Annotated in this window: 15 protein-coding genes; 14 read left to right on the top strand and 1 reads right to left on the bottom strand. The window is 35.9% G+C overall.

Annotated features, from left to right (window positions below):
• The first annotated feature begins 12 nt into the window (after positions 1 to 12).
• From ATE34_RS09495 to ftsH, 14 genes are all read left to right on the top strand, one after another.
• The gene (locus ATE34_RS09495; RefSeq protein ID WP_002883005.1) at positions 13 to 771 is read left to right on the top strand and encodes a ParB/RepB/Spo0J family partition protein; all 759 of its coding nucleotides are present in this window, start codon (positions 13 to 15) and stop codon (positions 769 to 771) included.
• Positions 772 to 987: 216 nt separating this feature from the next.
• Positions 988 to 2,349, top strand: a complete 1,362-nt coding sequence (gene dnaA, locus ATE34_RS09490) for a chromosomal replication initiator protein DnaA (RefSeq protein WP_000660630.1) — start codon at positions 988 to 990, stop codon at positions 2,347 to 2,349.
• A 158-nt stretch (positions 2,350 to 2,507) separates the two neighbouring features.
• Positions 2,508 to 3,644, top strand: a complete 1,137-nt coding sequence (dnaN, locus tag ATE34_RS09485; protein WP_061599213.1) for a DNA polymerase III subunit beta — start codon at positions 2,508 to 2,510, stop codon at positions 3,642 to 3,644.
• A gap of 64 nt (positions 3,645 to 3,708) precedes the next feature.
• Positions 3,709 to 3,903: a DUF951 domain-containing protein gene (locus ATE34_RS09480; RefSeq protein ID WP_000285184.1), complete on the top strand. Its 195-nt coding sequence runs from the start codon at positions 3,709 to 3,711 to the stop codon at positions 3,901 to 3,903.
• Between the two features lie 84 nt (positions 3,904 to 3,987).
• Positions 3,988 to 5,103 carry a redox-regulated ATPase YchF gene (gene ychF, locus ATE34_RS09475; protein WP_061599212.1) on the top strand — a complete coding sequence of 372 codons (1,116 nt, stop codon included), beginning with the start codon at positions 3,988 to 3,990 and terminating at the stop codon, positions 5,101 to 5,103.
• Positions 5,104 to 5,175: 72 nt separating this feature from the next.
• Complete coding sequence (gene pth, locus ATE34_RS09470) at positions 5,176 to 5,745, top strand: aminoacyl-tRNA hydrolase (protein ID WP_061599211.1); 570 nt, start codon at positions 5,176 to 5,178, stop codon at positions 5,743 to 5,745.
• Positions 5,746 to 9,249: a transcription-repair coupling factor gene (mfd, locus tag ATE34_RS09465; protein WP_084911878.1), complete on the top strand. Its 3,504-nt coding sequence runs from the start codon at positions 5,746 to 5,748 to the stop codon at positions 9,247 to 9,249. It begins immediately after the preceding gene.
• A gap of 57 nt (positions 9,250 to 9,306) precedes the next feature.
• Positions 9,307 to 9,573 carry an RNA-binding S4 domain-containing protein gene (locus tag ATE34_RS09460; RefSeq protein ID WP_009729555.1) on the top strand — a complete coding sequence of 89 codons (267 nt, stop codon included), beginning with the start codon at positions 9,307 to 9,309 and terminating at the stop codon, positions 9,571 to 9,573.
• A complete protein-coding gene (locus tag ATE34_RS09455) occupies positions 9,566 to 9,934 on the top strand; it encodes a septum formation initiator family protein (protein ID WP_000041924.1) in 369 nt (122 codons plus the stop codon). The genes ATE34_RS09460 and ATE34_RS09455 overlap by 8 nt, the downstream gene beginning before the upstream one ends.
• Before the next feature lie 4 nt (positions 9,935 to 9,938).
• Positions 9,939 to 10,061 carry an SP_0009 family protein gene (locus ATE34_RS11310; RefSeq protein ID WP_000429343.1) on the top strand — a complete coding sequence of 41 codons (123 nt, stop codon included), beginning with the start codon at positions 9,939 to 9,941 and terminating at the stop codon, positions 10,059 to 10,061.
• Positions 10,054 to 11,322, top strand: coding sequence for a serine hydrolase (locus ATE34_RS09450; RefSeq protein ID WP_084911876.1), 1,269 nt, complete (start codon positions 10,054 to 10,056; stop codon positions 11,320 to 11,322). Before ATE34_RS11310 ends, ATE34_RS09450 begins: the two co-directional genes overlap by 8 nt.
• Positions 11,319 to 12,596 carry a tRNA lysidine(34) synthetase TilS gene (gene tilS / locus ATE34_RS09445; protein WP_084911874.1) on the top strand — a complete coding sequence of 426 codons (1,278 nt, stop codon included), beginning with the start codon at positions 11,319 to 11,321 and terminating at the stop codon, positions 12,594 to 12,596. Before ATE34_RS09450 ends, tilS begins: the two co-directional genes overlap by 4 nt.
• Before the next feature lie 4 nt (positions 12,597 to 12,600).
• Positions 12,601 to 13,143, top strand: coding sequence for a hypoxanthine phosphoribosyltransferase (hpt, locus tag ATE34_RS09440; RefSeq protein WP_084911873.1), 543 nt, complete (start codon positions 12,601 to 12,603; stop codon positions 13,141 to 13,143).
• Between the two features lie 15 nt (positions 13,144 to 13,158).
• The gene (gene ftsH / locus ATE34_RS09435; RefSeq protein WP_084911870.1) at positions 13,159 to 15,117 is read left to right on the top strand and encodes an ATP-dependent zinc metalloprotease FtsH; all 1,959 of its coding nucleotides are present in this window, start codon (positions 13,159 to 13,161) and stop codon (positions 15,115 to 15,117) included.
• A gap of 122 nt (positions 15,118 to 15,239) precedes the next feature.
• Here ftsH and ATE34_RS09430 read toward each other — a convergent pair.
• Positions 15,240 to 15,505, bottom strand: a 266-nt coding sequence (locus ATE34_RS09430) for an IS3 family transposase (protein WP_142357492.1), incomplete at its 5' end; no start/stop codon positions are given.

Genomic DNA, 15,505 nt, shown 5'->3' with positions numbered 1-15,505 from the left:
TAGTGTAGAATCATGGAAAAATTTGAAATGATTTCTATCTCTGAAATACAAAAAAATCCTTACCAACCTCGGAAAGAATTTGATGTAGAAAAATTAAAAGAATTAGCTCAGTCAATCAAAGAAAATGGGCTCATCCAACCAATCATCGTTCGTCAATCTCCTGTAATTGGTTATGAAATCCTTGCAGGAGAGAGACGATATCGAGCTTCTCTCTTGGCTGGTCTGACCTCTATTCCAGCCGTTGTGAAACACCTCTCAGATCAAGAAATGATGGTTCAATCAATCATTGAAAATTTGCAGAGAGAAAACTTAAATCCTGTTGAAGAAGCACGCGCCTATGAATCTCTAGTAGAAAAAGGATTTACTCACACTGAGATAGCCGATAAAATGGGGAAATCTCGACCTTATATCACTAATTTTATTCGTTTGCTTTCATTACCAGAATATATCTTAGATGAAGTAGAAAATGGAAAAATTTCTCAAGCTCATGCCCGTTCACTAGTTGGTTTGGACAAAGAGCAACAAGACTATTTCTTCCAACTAATCAAAAATGAAGACATCTCTGTGAGAAAGTTAGAAGCGCTTCTTACAGAGAAAAAACACAAGAAGCAAAAAAAAAGTGATTCTTTCATCAAAGACGAAGAAGATAAATTAAAAAAACTACTCGGTTTAAGTGTAGAAATTAAACTTTCAAAAAAAGATACTGGAAAGATTATTATCTCCTTTTCAAGTCAAGAAGAATACGATAGAATTATTAACAGCCTGAAATAAGGCTGTTCTTTTATTTTCTCAACCCACAAATTTATCCACCAATTTTTTTATCAAAAAGCCTACTAAATCAAGGATTTTTCTATTTATCCCCAACCTGTGGATAAATGCTGCTAACATTGTGGATTCTTTTCCCCAATCTGTGGAAAAATCCTACTATATATGGTAAAATAAGTCTAGCACTAAACTACTAAAATCATAGTAAAGGAGGAAAAATAGTTGAAAGAAAAGCAATTTTGGAATCGTATTTTAGAATTTGCTCAAGAAAGATTGACTCGATCTATGTATGATTTCTATGCTACACCTGCTGAACTCATCAAAGTAGAAGAAAACACAGCTACTATATTTCTACCGAGATCAGAGATGGAAATGGTGTGGGAAAAGCAATTAAAAGATATTATTGTTGCTGCTGGTTTTGAAATTTATGATTCTGAAATCAAACCTCACTATATTTTCACTAAACCTCAGAGTACAGAATCTCCTCAAGTAAATGATACGAATAGTGTCTCTACTTACGATTACACACCTGCACTACCAACGATTCCCTATTCCGAAACAGGGTTAAAAGAAAAATATACCTTTGATAACTTTATTCAAGGTGATGGGAATGTTTGGGCGGTATCCGCTGCATTAGCTGTATCTGAAGATTTAGCTCTTACCTATAATCCTCTTTTCATCTATGGAGGACCTGGTCTTGGAAAGACTCACTTGCTCAATGCGATTGGAAATGAGATTTTGAAAAATATTCCTGATGCGCGTGTCAAATACATTCCTGCCGAAAGCTTTATCAATGACTTTCTTGAACACCTGAGACTTGGGGAAATGGAAAAGTTCAAAAAGACTTACCGTAGCCTTGATCTCTTATTGATTGATGATATTCAATCTCTCAGTGGCAAAAAAGTCGCGACCCAGGAAGAATTTTTCAATACCTTCAATGCTCTTCATGATAAACAGAAACAGATTGTTCTAACCAGTGATCGTAGTCCTAAACACCTAGAAGGCCTTGAAGAGAGACTTGTCACGCGCTTTAGCTGGGGATTAACACAAAATATCACCCCTCCTGACTTTGAAACACGTATCGCCATTCTTCAAAGTAAAACAGAGCATTTGGATTACCATTTCCAAAGTGATACTCTGGAATACTTGGCTGGCCAATTTGATTCAAATGTTCGAGAATTGGAAGGAGCAATCAACGATATCACTTTAATTGCCAGAGTAAAGAAAATTAAGGATATCACTATTGATATTGCTGCAGAAGCTATTAGAGCACGTAAACAAGACGCCCGCCAGATACTTGTTATTCCAATTGAGAAAATCCAAACTGAAGTTGGTAATTTTTATGGAGTGAGTGTTAAAGAAATGAAGGGGACGAGACGAGTTCAAAACATCGTTTTAGCGCGTCAAGTTGCCATGTACCTAGCTAGAGAACTGACAGATAACAGTCTTCCAAAAATCGGAAAAGAATTTGGCGGAAAGGATCACACCACCGTTATTCATGCCCATGCTAAAATCAAATCATTGATTGACGAAGACGATAATTTACGTTTAGAAATAGAAGCAATCAAAAAGAAAATCAAGTAGCTTGTGGATAACTTTTTATTTTTTATCTTTTTTATCCACATTTTTTAAACAAGCTTAAAAGCTTGAATTTACTAAATAGTTTCCAGTTTTCCACAGAATTCACACACCCTATTATTACTATTAACTTTCTAATACTAAAAATAAATAAAGGAGAATCCATGATTCATTTTTCAATCAATAAAAATTTATTTCTACAAGCCTTAAATACTACAAAACGGGCAATTAGCTCAAAAAATGCTATTCCAATTTTATCAACAATTAAAATTGATGTTACAAATGAAGGAATTACTTTAATTGGCTCAAACGGGCAAATTTCTATTGAGAATTTCATTTCTCAAAAGAATGAAGATGCTGGTCTTTTAATTACTTCTTTGGGTTCGATTCTTCTTGAAGCTTCTTTCTTTATCAATGTTGTATCTAGTCTTCCAGATGTAACGCTAGATTTTAAAGAGATTGAACAAAAACAAATTGTCTTAACAAGTGGTAAATCAGAAATTACTCTAAAAGGAAAAGATAGCGAACAGTACCCACGAATCCAAGAAATTTCAGCAAGCACACCTTTGGTTCTTGAAACCAAACTACTCAAGAAAATTATCAATGAAACAGCTTTTGCTGCAAGTACGCAAGAAAGTCGTCCAATTTTAACAGGTGTTCATTTTGTATTGAGCCAACACAAAGAACTAAAAACAGTTGCGACAGACTCACATCGCCTTAGCCAGAAAAAATTGACTCTTGAAAAAAATGGAGATGATTTCGATGTGGTGATTCCTAGTCGCTCTCTACGCGAATTTTCAGCGGTATTTACGGATGATATTGAAACTGTGGAGATTTTCTTTGCAAATAATCAAATCCTCTTTAGAAGCGAAAATATTAGCTTCTATACTCGTCTCCTAGAAGGAAACTATCCTGATACAGATCGTTTGATTCCAACAGACTTTAACACTACAATTACTTTTGATGTGGTTAATTTGCGTCAATCTATGGAGCGTGCTCGTCTCTTATCAAGTGCGACTCAAAATGGTACTGTGAAGCTTGAAATTAAAAGTGGGGTTGTTAGTGCCCATGTTCACTCTCCAGAAGTTGGTAAAGTAAACGAAGAAATCGATACGGAGCAGGTGACTGGTGATGATTTGACTATTAGTTTCAACCCAACTTACTTGATTGATTCTCTCAAGGCTTTAAATAGCGAAAAGGTAACTATTAGCTTTATCTCAGCTGTTCGTCCATTTACTCTTGTGCCAGCAGATACTGACGAAGATTTCATGCAGCTTATCACACCAGTTCGTACAAACTAAGTGAAAGAGGTTGAGCCTAGCTCGCCTCTTTTATGATATAATCAAAAAAGAAAAGGAGAGTAGAATGTATCAAGTTGGAAATTTTGTTGAGATGAAAAAACCACATGCTTGCACAATCAAGTCAACAGGAAAAAAAGCCAATCGTTGGGAAATTACACGTGTTGGGGCAGATATCAAAATCAAATGTAGCAATTGTGACCACCTTGTCATGATGAGTCGCTATGATTTTGAACGAAAAATGAATAAGATTATTGACTAAGAACCCTTAGTTAGAGGGTTAGCAAGTTTTCCCTTTTTGTGTTATAATGTTAGGGATTGAAATGAGAACGGAGAATGAGAAACTATGGCTTTAACAGCAGGTATCGTTGGTTTGCCAAACGTTGGTAAATCAACCCTTTTTAATGCAATTACAAAAGCAGGAGCAGAGGCAGCAAACTACCCATTTGCGACTATTGATCCAAATGTTGGGATGGTAGAAGTTCCAGATGAACGCCTACAAAAACTAACGGAAATGATTACTCCTAAAAAGACAGTTCCAACAACCTTTGAATTTACAGATATTGCAGGGATTGTAAAAGGAGCATCAAAAGGAGAAGGTCTAGGAAATAAATTTTTGGCCAATATTCGTGAAGTAGATGCGATTGTTCACGTAGTTCGTGCTTTTGATGATGAAAATGTGATGCGCGAGCAAGGACGTGAAGACGCCTTTGTGGATCCACTTGCAGATATTGATACCATTAACCTAGAGTTGATTCTTGCTGACTTAGAATCAGTTAATAAACGCTATGCGCGTGTAGAAAAGATGGCACGTACGCAAAAAGATAAAGAATCCGTGGCAGAATTTAATGTTCTTCAAAAGATTAAACCAGTCCTTGAAGATGGAAAATCAGCTCGAACTATTGAATTTACAGATGAGGAACAAAAGGTTGTCAAAGGTCTCTTCCTTTTAACCACTAAACCAGTTCTTTATGTTGCCAATGTAGATGAGGATGTAGTTTCAGATCCAGATTCTATCGATTATGTGAAGCAAATTCGTGAATTTGCAGCGACAGAAAATGCAGAGGTAGTAGTTATTTCAGCGCGTGCTGAGGAAGAAATTTCTGAGTTAGATGATGAAGATAAACAAGAGTTTCTTGAAGCACTTGGTTTGACTGAATCAGGCGTTGACAAGTTGACTCGTGCAGCTTACCACTTGCTTGGACTTGGAACTTACTTTACAGCTGGTGAAAAAGAAGTCCGTGCTTGGACCTTTAAGCGTGGTATGAAAGCTCCTCAAGCAGCTGGTATTATCCACTCAGACTTTGAAAAAGGCTTTATTCGTGCAGTCACCATGTCATATGAGGATCTAGTGAGATATGGATCTGAAAAAGCTGTAAAAGAAGCTGGACGCTTGCGTGAAGAAGGAAAAGAATATATAGTTCAAGATGGCGATATCATGGAATTCCGCTTTAATGTCTAATAATATTTAACAAATAGTGTCAATTAGGTTGGAAAAAAATTCCAACCCTTTTGGCTTTTGAAAGGAAAATAAATGACTAAATTACTTGTTGGATTAGGAAATCCAGGGGATAAATATTTTGAAACCAAGCACAACGTTGGATTTATGTTGATTGACCAAATCGCCAAAAAACAAAATGTCACCTTTACACACGACAAGATATTTCAAGCTGACCTAGCATCTTTTTTCTTCAACGGAGAAAAAATTTATCTTGTCAAACCAACGACGTTTATGAATGAAAGTGGGAAAGCTATTCATGCTCTATTGACATATTATGGTTTGGATATTGAAGATTTACTCGTTATTTACGACGACCTTGACATGGAAGTTGGAAAAATTCGTTTAAGAGCAAAGGGTTCAGCAGGTGGTCATAATGGAATAAAATCTATTATTCAACATATAGGTACTCAGATCTTTAATCGTGTTAAAATAGGTATCGGAAGACCTAAAAAAGGTATGTCAGTGGTTCACCATGTTTTAAGTAAGTTTGATCAGGATGACTATCTAGGTGTTTTACAGTCGATTGACAAGGTTGACGATGCTGTAAACTACTATTTACAAGAGAAAAACTTTGAGAAAACGATGCAGAGGTATAATGGCTAAATGGTGACTTTATTAGATTTATTCTCAGAAAATAATCAGATAGAAAAATGGCATCAAAATCTGATAGATAAGAAAAGACAACTAATACTAGGTCTGTCAACTTCTACCAAGGCTCTTGCAATTGCAAGTAGTCTAAAAAAAGAAAATAAGATTGTATTATTGACATCGACTTATGGAGAAGCAGAACGAATTATCAGTGATCTTCTTTCTATCTTAGGAGAGGAATTAGTCTATCCATTTTTGGTAGATGACTCTCCTATGGTAGAGTTTTTGATGTCTTCACAAGAAAAAATTATTTCGCGAGTTGAATCCTTGCGTTTTTTAACTGATTCATCTAAGAAAGGGATTTTAGTTTGTAATATCGCAGCAAGTCGCTTGATTTTACCTTCTCCAACTGGATTTAAAGAAAGTATTATAAGGATTGCAGTCGGTGAAGAATATGACCAACATGGCCTTCTTCACAAATTAAAGGAAATAGGCTATCGTAAAGTTACGCAAGTACAAACTCAAGGTGAGTTTAGTATTCGAGGAGATATTTTAGATATTTTTGAGATGTCTCAGTTAGAACCTTTCAGAATTGAGTTTTTTGGTGATGAAGTAGATGGAATTCGTACTTTTGAAGTCGAAACACAATTATCAAAAGAAAATCAGACAAACCTCACTATCTTTCCAGCTAGCGACATACTTTTGAGAGAAAAGGATTATCAACGAGGACAGTCAGCTTTAGAAAAGCAAATTTCGAAGACCTTATCACCAATTTTAAAATCATATTTGGAAGAGATTTTGTCAAGTTTTCATCAAAAACAAGTACATTCAGATAGTCGAAAGTTTTTGTCCTTATGTTATGATAAAACATGGACTGTATTTGATTATATTGAAAAAGATACACCAGTATTCTTTGATGACTATCAAAAATTGATGAATCAATATGAAACCTTTGAAAGAGAATTAGCGCAATACTTTACAGAAGATTTACAGAATGGTAAATCATTTTCTGAGATGCAGTATTTTGCAGATACAGAGCAAACCTATAAGAAACAAAGTCCAGTTACCTTTTTCTCAAATCTACAAAAAGGATTAGGAAATCTCAAATTTGATCACATTTATCAATTTAATCAATATCCTATGCAGGAGTTTTTCAATCAATTTTCTTTTCTTAAAGAAGAAATTGAGCGATATAAAAAAATGGACTACACTATTATCTTGCAGTCTAGCAATTCAATGGGAAGTAAAACATTGGAGGATGTTTTAGAGGAATACAAGATTAAATTGGATTCTAGAGATAAGTCAAGTATCTGTAAAGAATCTGTAAATTTGATTGAGGGTAATCTAAGACATGGTTTTCATTTTGTGGATGAGAAAATTCTCTTGATTACTGAACATGAGATTTTTCAAAAGAAATTAAAACGTCGTTTTCGAAGACAACATACGTCAAATGCAGAGCGATTAAAAGATTATAATGAACTTGAAAAAGGGGACTACGTTGTTCACCATATCCATGGAATTGGTCAATATCTAGGGATTGAAACAATTGAAATCAAAGGGATTCATCGTGATTATGTCAGCGTACAGTATCAAAATGGAGATCAAATTTCTATCCCAGTAGAACAGATTCATCTGCTGTCTAAATACGTTTCAAGTGATGGTAAAGCGCCAAAACTTAATAAATTAAATGATGGTCATTTTAAAAAGGCCAAGCAAAAAGTTAAGAATCAAGTAGAGGACATAGCTGACGATTTAATCAAACTCTATTCTGAACGCAGTCAATTGAAAGGCTTTGCTTTTTCAACTGATGATGATGAGCAACATGCTTTTGATGATGCTTTCCCTTATGTTGAAACGGATGATCAACTTCGTAGTATTGAGGAAATCAAGAGAGATATGCAGGATTCTCACCCCATGGATCGACTTTTAGTTGGAGATGTTGGTTTTGGAAAGACTGAAGTTGCAATGCGTGCAGCCTTTAAGGCAGTCAATGATCACAAACAGGTGGTCGTTCTAGTTCCGACAACAGTTTTAGCGCAACAACACTATACGAATTTTAAGGAACGATTTCAAAATTTTGCTGTTAATATTGATGTGTTGAGTCGTTTTAGAAGTAAAAAAGAGCAGGCAGAGACACTTGAAAAACTAAAGAATGGTCAAGTCGATATTTTGATTGGAACGCATCGTGTTTTGTCAAAAGATGTTGTGTTTGCTGATTTAGGATTGATGATTATTGATGAGGAACAACGATTTGGTGTCAAGCATAAGGAAACTTTGAAAGAACTGAAAAAACAAGTAGATGTTCTAACCTTGACAGCAACGCCAATTCCTCGTACTCTCCACATGTCTATGCTGGGAATCCGAGATTTGTCTGTTATTGAAACACCTCCAACCAATCGCTATCCAGTACAAACCTATGTATTGGAGAAGAATCCTAGTGTGATTCGTGATGCAATCTTGCGTGAAATGGAGCGTGGAGGTCAAGTTTACTATCTTTACAACAAAGTTGACACAATTGACCAGAAGGTTTCAGAATTACAGGAGTTGATTTCAGAGGCTGCAATTGGGTATGTTCACGGACAAATGAGTGAAATTCAGTTAGAAAATACTCTACTGGACTTTATTGAAGGTCAGTATGATATTTTGGTGACGACTACCATTATTGAGACAGGGGTAGACATTCCAAATGCCAATACTTTATTTATTGAAAATGCAGACCATATGGGCTTATCAACCTTGTATCAGTTAAGAGGAAGGGTTGGTCGTAGTAATCGCATTGCCTATGCCTATCTCATGTATCGTCCAGAAAAATCAATTAGTGAAGTCTCTGAGAAGAGATTAGAAGCGATTAAGGGATTTACAGAATTAGGCTCAGGATTTAAGATTGCGATGCGAGATCTTTCGATTCGTGGTGCAGGAAATCTCCTAGGAAAATCCCAATCAGGTTTCATTGATTCTGTTGGTTTTGAATTGTATTCACAGTTATTAGAGGAAGCTATTGCTAAACGTAATGGTAATGGGAATAAAAGAATCAAAGGAAATGCTGAGTTGATTTTACAAATTGATGCTTATCTTCCTGATACTTATATTTCTGACCAGCGACATAAGATTGAAATTTACAAGAAAATTCGTCAAATTGACAATCGTGTCAACTATGAAGAATTACAAGAAGAGTTGATGGACCGCTTTGGAGAATATCCAGATGTAGTAGCATACCTTTTAGAGATTGGTTTGGTCAAGTCATATTTTGACAAGGTCTTTGTAGAACGTGTGGAAAGAAAAGAAAATAAGATTACAGTTCAATTTGAAAAAGTCACTCAACGACTGTTCTTGGCTCAAGATTATTTTAAAGCCTTATCCGCAACTAACTTAAAAGCAGCCATAGCTGAGAATAAGGGATTAATGGAAGTTATATTTGATGTCCGGAACAAGAAGAATTATGAAATTTTAGAAGGTTTGCTGATTTTTGGAGAAAGTTTATTAGAGATAAAAGAATCAAAGGAAACAAATCTCATTTGACATTTTTCTTCTATAAAAAAGATAAAAATGGTACAATAATAATTTGAGGTAATAAAAATGAGATTAGACAAGTATTTAAAAGTATCACGAATTATTAAGCGTCGCACAGTCGCAAAAGAAGTAGCAGATAAAGGTAGAATCAAGGTGAATGGAATCTTGGCCAAAAGTTCAACGGATTTGAAAGTTGATGACCAAGTTGAAATTCGCTTTGGAAATAAGTTGTTGCTTGTTAAAGTACTAGAGATGAAAGATAGTACAAAAAAAGAAGATGCAGCAGGCATGTATGAAATTCTCAGTGAAACACGGGTAGAAGGAAATGTCTAAAAATATTGTACAGATGAATAATTCTTTTATTCAAAATGAACACCAACGTCGTCGTTACTTGATGAAGGAGAGACAAAAGAGGAATCGCTTTATGGGTTGGGTTCTGATTTTGATGATTTTATTGTTTATTTTACCGACCTATAATCTGGCCCAAAGCTATAATCAGTTACTGCAACGTCGTCAGCAATTGACAGAATTGAAAGAACAGTATCAAACTCTCAGTGACGAAAAGGATAAAGAATCTGCTTTTGCTGCAAAGTTGAAAGATGAAGACTATGTAGCAAAATATGCACGCGCCAAGTACTATTACTCAAAGAAACGAGAAGCAATTTACACAATTCCTGATTTGCTTCCGAGGTAATGTCATGGAAAATTTATTGGAAGTTGTTGAGCAATTTTTAAGTTTATCAGATGAAAAACTAGAAGAATTAGCAGCTAAAAACCATTTATTACGATTACAAGAAGAAAGGGAAGAGAAGAATGCGTAAGTTCTTAGTAGTTTTATTGCTACCTGCTTTTATCATAACCTCAAGAGTAGTTAGCACAGAAAAACAGCTTCCTTACTCTTCGCAAGAAATTTATTATCTAACCGAGTCTGATTATGGATTCTACTATAAAGAAACTCTGGAATCCCCAATGGTATATGGAGAAACAGCTGTCTATGCTAATGAGGATCTTGTCAAGGAGTCTGGTAAATTGACTCCTGAAACCACCTTTAAAATAGTAGAATGGCGTTTGAATAGAAAAGGTGTTCCTGTTTTTAAATTAGATAATCACCAGTTTATCCTTGCAGATAAGCGGTTGGTCTATGATCAAAGTCAAGTTCAAACTCAAAATATACAAGTATGGTTGGAGCCGGGGTTTGTTATCTATAACAGCCCCTATGATGCGAAAGAAATTTCTTCCTCTCTCTCTCCCTATCAACTTGTAATGGTGGATAGAGCTCTCTTTGCTGAGGGACAAGAATTTCTTCATATTGATCAAGTTGGGTGGGTATCAAAAGAGTTCGTCTCAGAAGAAGACAATCGCATCCAGAAGGTTCAAGAAGTTTTATCAAACAACTATCAGAATGAAAATTATTCTATTTATGTTAAACAATTGAGTACAGGTAAAGAGGCTGGGGTGAATGAAGACAGTAAACTCTATGCAGCTAGCATCTTGAAACTAGCCTACCTTTATTATGCTCAAGATAAGATAAATCAAGGGGAATATACGCTAGACAGTAGCTTCAAGTATATCCCAGAAGTAAATAGTTTCCCTGGGTCCTATAAACCAGAAGGTAGTGGTAGCTTACCTAAAAAAGAAGATAACAAAGAATACAGTCTTCAACAGTTGATTACCAAGGTAACAAAAGAGTCTGACAATGTTGCTCATAATATTTTAGGTTATTATGTGACCAATCAATCTGACGGGGCTTTCAAAGAAAAAATGTCCACCATTATGGGTGAAGATTGGGATGTGAATGACAAATTGACTTCTTCAAAAATGGCTGGAAAACTTATGGAAGCTATTTATAATCAGAATGGTTTTGTCCTAGAGTCTCTAGGTAAGACAGATTTTGACAACCAACGAATCGCAAAAGGTGTTTCGGTTAAGGTAGCTCATAAAATTGGAGATGCCGACGAGTTTAAACATGACACTGCCATTGTCTATACTGATTCTCCTTTCGTTCTTTCCATTTTCACTAAAAATTCTGATTATGACACCATTGCTAAGATAGCCAAGGATGTCTATGAGGTTCTAAAATGAGGGATCAGGATTTTTTAAATCATTTTCTCCAAAAAGAGTATTTCAAAAAACATTCTAAAGTCTTATTGGCTCTGTCTGGCGGACTGGATTCAATGTTTTTATTCCAGTTATTGTCTACTTACCAAAAAGAGTTGGGAATTGAGTTGATTTTAGCACATGTCAATCACAAGCAGAGAAGTGAGTCTGACTGGGAGGAAAATGAACTAAGGAAGTTAGCTGATGCAGCTGAACTTCCTATTTATATCACAAGTTTTTCAGGAGACTTTTCAGAAGTGCGTGCTCGAGAGTTTCGTTATGATTTTTTTAGGAAAATTATGAAAGAGGCTGGAGCGACTGCCTTGGTTACTGCTCACCATGCAGATGATCAAGTTGAAACGATTTTGATGCGCTTGATTCGAGGAAGTCGGCTACGTCATTTAACAGGAATAAAAGAAAGTCAAGTAGTTGATGGAATTGAAATCATCCGTCCCTTATTGCCTTTTCATAAAACAGACTTCCCACCAATTTTTCATTTCGAAGATCAAACAAATCGTGAGAACAACTATTTTCGCAATCGTATTCGAAATAGGTATTTACCAGAACTTGAAAAAGAAAATCCTCGTCTTAAATCCGCCCTTTTAGATTTAGGAAGGGAGATTTCAGATTACCAAGCAACAATAACGGAGCTTTCTAAACAAATTGATGTGGAAGATTTGAATGAGCTATTTTCATACTCTCAACAAACTCAAGGAATCTTGCTCCAGAATTATCTTAATCAATTTCCAGACTTAAATCTGACAAAGGCTCAGTTTGCCGAAGTTCGACAGATTTTAGCAACGAAAAGCCAGTATCGTCACTCTCTTAAAAATGGTTACGAACTGATAAAAGAGTATCAGAATTTTCGAGTTTGTAAAATCAGTCCTCAGGCCGATGAAAAGGAAGATGAACTTGTGTTACACTATCAAAATCAAGTTCGATATATGGGTTATTTATTTTCCTTTGGTATCCCTATTGAAGGGGATTTTGTTCAAAAAGTAACGGTTTCACGGGAAACATCTGTACATATTAGATGTCGAAAACCTGGCGATGTTATTATCCTAAATGGTCATCGAAAGAAACTGAGACGTTTATTTATAGATTTGAAACTCCCTATTGAAAAACGAAAAACAACCCCTATTATTGAGCAATTTGGAGAAATTGTCTCAATTTTAGGAATTGCGACCAGTGATTTGAGTAAAAACACGAAAAATGATATAATGAACACTGTAATTTATATAGAAAAAATAGATAGGTAAAAAGATGTTAGAACACGATATTGAAAAAATCCTCGTTTCACATGATGAAATTACAGAAGCAGCTAAAAAGCTAGGTGCACAACTAACAAAAGAATATGAGGGGAAAAATCCAATTCTTATTGGAATTTTGAAAGGATCAATTCCTTTTATGGCTGAATTGGTTAAACATATTGATACGCATATTGAGATGGACTTCATGATGGTATCTAGCTACCATGGTGGAACAGCAAGTAGTGGTGTGATTAATATCAAGCAAGACGTGACTCAAGATATCAAAGGAAGACATGTTTTATTTGTAGAGGATATCATCGATACAGGTCAAACCTTGAAAAATTTGCGAGATATGTTTATTGAAAGAGAAGCAGCTTCTGTTAAAATCGCGACTTTGTTGGATAAACCAGAGGGACGTGTTGTTGAAATTGAAGCGGATTATACTTGCTTTACTATTCCAAATGAGTTTGTAGTAGGTTATGGTCTGGATTATAAAGAAAATTATCGTAACCTTCCTTATGTCGGAGTATTGAAAGAAGAAGTTTATTCAAATTAGAAAGATCTATCTTTAATGAAAAAACAAAATAATGGTTTAGTTAGAAATCCATTTCTCTACTTGTTAATTATCTTCTTCCTAGTGACAGGATTCCAGTATTTTTACTCTGGAAATACTGCTGGACGAAGCGAAAAAATTAACTATACAGAATTGGTAAAAGAAATTACAGCAGACAATGTAAAAGAATTAACCTATCAGCCAAATGGTAGCATCATTGAAGTGTCTGGTGTTTATAAAAATCCTAAGACTAGTAAAGAGGAAACAGGAATTCAATTTTTTACTCCTACGGCTACAACAGTAGAAAGATTCTCAAGTACTATTCTTCCGTCTGATTCAACAGTTTCAGAATTGCAAAAACTTGCTTCTGAACATCAGGCTGAGGTTACAGTCAAACATGAGAGTTCAAGTGGTATGTGGATCAATATCCTTGTGTCTGTTGTTCCATTTGCTATTCTTTTCTTCTTCCTATTCTCTATGATGGGAAATATGGGAGGAAATAATAGTAGAAATCCAATGAGTTTTGGACGTAGCAAGGCTAAAGCTGCTAATAAAGAAGATATCAAGGTACGTTTCTCAGATGTTGCAGGTGCTGAGGAAGAAAAACAAGAATTAGTCGAAGTTGTTGAATTCCTAAAAGACCCAAAACGATTTACAAAACTTGGTGCGCGTATTCCTGCGGGTGTTCTTTTGGAAGGACCTCCGGGAACAGGTAAGACCTTACTTGCTAAGGCAGTTGCTGGAGAAGCAGGGGTTCCGTTCTTTAGTATCTCAGGATCTGACTTTGTAGAAATGTTTGTCGGAGTTGGTGCAAGTCGTGTTCGTTCTCTTTTTGAGGATGCAAAAAAAGCAGCACCAGCCATTATCTTTATCGATGAAATTGATGCTGTTGGTCGCCAACGTGGAGTTGGTCTCGGTGGAGGAAATGATGAACGTGAGCAAACCTTGAACCAGCTCTTAATTGAAATGGATGGTTTTGAGGGTAATGAAGGAATTATCGTTATCGCTGCGACAAACCGTTCAGATGTTCTTGATCCAGCTCTTCTCCGCCCAGGACGTTTTGATAGAAAAGTCTTGGTTGGTCGCCCTGATGTTAAAGGTCGTGAAGCAATCTTGAAAGTTCACGCTAAAAACAAACCTCTAGCAGAAGATGTTGATTTGAAATTAGTTGCCCAACAAACTCCAGGTTTTGTTGGTGCTGACTTGGAAAACGTTCTAAACGAGGCAGCCTTGGTTGCAGCCCGTCGCAACAAGTCAGTTATTGATGCTTCAGATATTGATGAAGCAGAAGATAGGGTTATTGCTGGACCTTCTAAGAAAGATAAGACAGTTTCACAAAAAGAACGTGAATTGGTTGCCTACCATGAGGCTGGACATACCATTGTTGGTCTAGTTTTATCGAATGCCCGTGTTGTTCATAAAGTGACTATCGTACCACGTGGCCGTGCAGGTGGTTACATGATTGCACTTCCTAAGGAAGATCAAATGCTTCTATCTAAAGAAGATATGAAAGAGCAATTAGCAGGATTGATGGGTGGTCGTGTTGCTGAGGAAATTATCTTTAATGTCCAAACGACAGGAGCTTCAAATGACTTTGAACAGGCTACTCAGATGGCGCGTGCAATGGTCACTGAATACGGTATGAGTGAAAAACTAGGCCCAGTTCAGTATGAGGGTAATCATGCTATGTTTGGTGCACAAAGTCCTCAAAAATCAATTTCAGAACAAACAGCTTATGAGATTGATGAGGAAGTTCGTTCATTATTAAATGAAGCACGGAATAAAGCAGCTGAAATTATTCAATCAAATCGTGAAACTCATAAGTTGATTGCAGAAGCATTGTTGAAATATGAAACATTGGATAGTACTCAAATTAAATCTCTTTACGAAACAGGAAAAATGCCTGAGACTGTAGAAGAGGAATCTCACGCCCTATCTTATGATGAAGTAAAATCAAAGATGAGTGAAGAAAAATAAATTTAGGCTCTTTGTCAACTGTAGTGGGTTGATAAAAAGTTACAACCTGAAACTGGGACAATAGTCCCTTATCTCCAAAAAAAGCAACGGATTGTACTGGCCCCAAAAAGTTGGACAAATAATTATTGAAAGGATTTAGTTCTGTACTGCACAGGACTAAGTCCTTTTAGTTTTACCTTAATTCGTTTGTTGTTGTAATAATCAATATAGTCTACAATGGCTTGTTCCAATTGCTTAAGCGACTGAAACGACTCCTCATAACTGTAAAACATCTCCGACTTCAAAATACCAAAGAACGACTCCATCATGCCGTTGTCTGGGCTGTTGCCCTTGCGTGACATGGAGGCTTGAATTCCCTTACTCTCTAGGAACCGATGATAAGAATCAT

Origin of the sequence: Streptococcus oralis subsp. tigurinus (assembly GCF_002093545.1) — a bacterium.
GTDB lineage: Bacteria > Bacillota > Bacilli > Lactobacillales > Streptococcaceae > Streptococcus > Streptococcus oralis_C.
This window is presented reverse-complemented; position numbering and strand designations above follow the sequence as displayed.

Excerpts from the sequence above, each read along its gene's own strand:
- mfd (WP_084911878.1), top strand. The coding sequence starts at position 5,746 with ATGGTGACTTTATTAGATTTATTCTCAGAAAATAATCAGATAGAAAAA.
- dnaN (WP_061599213.1), top strand. The coding sequence starts at position 2,508 with ATGATTCATTTTTCAATCAATAAAAATTTATTTCTACAAGCCTTAAAT.
- ATE34_RS09480 (WP_000285184.1), top strand. The coding sequence starts at position 3,709 with ATGTATCAAGTTGGAAATTTTGTTGAGATGAAAAAACCACATGCTTGC.
- ATE34_RS09495 (WP_002883005.1), top strand. The coding sequence starts at position 13 with ATGGAAAAATTTGAAATGATTTCTATCTCTGAAATACAAAAAAATCCT.
- ATE34_RS09450 (WP_084911876.1), top strand. The coding sequence starts at position 10,054 with ATGCGTAAGTTCTTAGTAGTTTTATTGCTACCTGCTTTTATCATAACC.
- ATE34_RS09455 (WP_000041924.1), top strand. The coding sequence starts at position 9,566 with ATGTCTAAAAATATTGTACAGATGAATAATTCTTTTATTCAAAATGAA.
- ychF (WP_061599212.1), top strand. The coding sequence starts at position 3,988 with ATGGCTTTAACAGCAGGTATCGTTGGTTTGCCAAACGTTGGTAAATCA.
- ATE34_RS11310 (WP_000429343.1), top strand. The coding sequence starts at position 9,939 with ATGGAAAATTTATTGGAAGTTGTTGAGCAATTTTTAAGTTTATCAGAT.
- ftsH (WP_084911870.1), top strand. The coding sequence starts at position 13,159 with ATGAAAAAACAAAATAATGGTTTAGTTAGAAATCCATTTCTCTACTTG.
- hpt (WP_084911873.1), top strand. The coding sequence starts at position 12,601 with ATGTTAGAACACGATATTGAAAAAATCCTCGTTTCACATGATGAAATT.
- ATE34_RS09460 (WP_009729555.1), top strand. The coding sequence starts at position 9,307 with ATGAGATTAGACAAGTATTTAAAAGTATCACGAATTATTAAGCGTCGC.
- pth (WP_061599211.1), top strand. The coding sequence starts at position 5,176 with ATGACTAAATTACTTGTTGGATTAGGAAATCCAGGGGATAAATATTTT.
- tilS (WP_084911874.1), top strand. The coding sequence starts at position 11,319 with ATGAGGGATCAGGATTTTTTAAATCATTTTCTCCAAAAAGAGTATTTC.